The sequence below is a fragment of the Paenibacillus sp. AR247 genome (genome assembly GCF_002968895.1).
Lineage (GTDB): Bacteria > Bacillota > Bacilli > Paenibacillales > Paenibacillaceae > Paenibacillus_AQ > Paenibacillus_AQ favisporus.
Window position 1 is genome coordinate 1,192,753 of sequence record NZ_PCZT01000009.1, and the last position, 1,539, is coordinate 1,194,291.

General features: G+C 54.8%; 1 protein-coding gene. It reads right to left on the minus strand.

The genetic code is table 11. From position 1 onward, the window contains the following. On the minus strand, positions 1–1,539 hold a 1,539-nt coding region (locus CPT76_RS13630; RefSeq protein ID WP_105443298.1), incomplete at both ends, for a GxGYxYP domain-containing protein.

Consider the following 1,539-nt stretch of genomic DNA (forward strand, 5'->3'; position numbering starts at 1 on the left):
AGTCTTCTTCAGGAATGCAGGCAGCGTCTTCTCCGGCCAAGCGTTCGGGTAGAAGTACCCGCCGCCGGAAGGTCCAGCGATCAGCTGGTCGTTCGCCGTAGCCGTGCTTCTGTAGTAGTTCAGCATAGCCGGTGCCCCGTCGTACAGCATCGGACTGGACGTCCAGTTGATCGGCACTTTGCCGCGGTTCGGATCATCCCACAAATTGCGCATCCGGTGCTGGTTGTACTGGAAGTTGTCGCCTTCGCTGAAGGTGTACGTCACATAAATTTTATTTTCGAGCTTTGGTGTCTTGACCTTGTCGGACGGAAGCGGCCCTTGGCCTTTGTTCTCCGTACCGGAAAATACGGTCAGATTACTGAACCAGTCGGCAGCAAGAACGTAGATGCTGTGGTTCGACAACAGCTCTACTCCGTTGAATTCGCCTTCGGTATCGTTGCTGAACCAGCCGAGGTATGGTGTTCCTGCAGGAACATCGGCAAGGATCTTATCAAACAATGCCTTTTGCTCAGGCGTATTGGTGCCAAGCCAGAATACCATCGCCTTGTTGGCGACCGCATAATCGCGGAGATATCCGTACGGCTCTTTCTGTTCCGATGAAGCCGGTGCTTCGTTGCCCGCATACACCTTGAATTGGTTCCACATGTCCACCGAAGCGGTCAACGACTTCGTGCCAGCAGGTACTTTAAATTCGTACACAAAGTACCGCCCGTTGTCTGCGAACCGGTGTCCGCCGCTGCCGGCGGAAAGCTGCGAGCCTTGGGCGTCGTACAGGAAAGGCTTCTCGTCATCGGTTCCGGGCACAAACTGGGCGATCGTCTGACCATCAGCCTTCACGGTCACTTCATGAACGGCCGATCCCCATCCGTCCTGCTGGAACGCATCCTCAAAGCGGAGGTATACCGCATCCGTACCCAGGAAAGACGTCAAATCCAGGTCGTAGATCTTGCGGTTCTTCGCATCCCGCTCCTGCGTCTTCTCCTCAGCCACCACTTTGAACGACTGCGGGAGTCCCGGAGGCAGCTTCACTGACGTATCCGGGCTCAGCCCGATCAGCATCCGGTGCGTCGTCTGCTTCCACAAATTTTCGTACTGCCAGGTGTAGGCATCCAATTTATCCTTAAACTTGCCCTGCAAATCATCGAGCACTTTCAGGCCATAAGGAGCCGCTGTCAGCTTGGCGCTGAGCTCAGGGCTGGCAACCACCGCATCCTTCAGCCCGGCAAGCGTTGTGGCCACGTTAATGCTGTCCGGCACTTTCGGATCGTAGACGATGATTCCCTTCACTTCTTTTTTAAAATCGCTTACCAGTTCCCAAGGATCGTCATGCACCGTATAAGGCACCTTGAGATCGTTCAGCCAAGTCATTTTGCCTTCTTCCTGACTCTCCAGCAAATAGATTCGAGGCTGGTTTCGGTTGACGATGCCCTGCAGGGTCGCCAGCATGATCTTGACGTCTCCTGGGGCGTCATAAACGTCCGCAACGTCCAGATGCTTCACCTTAGCAAAGCTTGGAAGCGCTTGCGATTCCGGCCATTT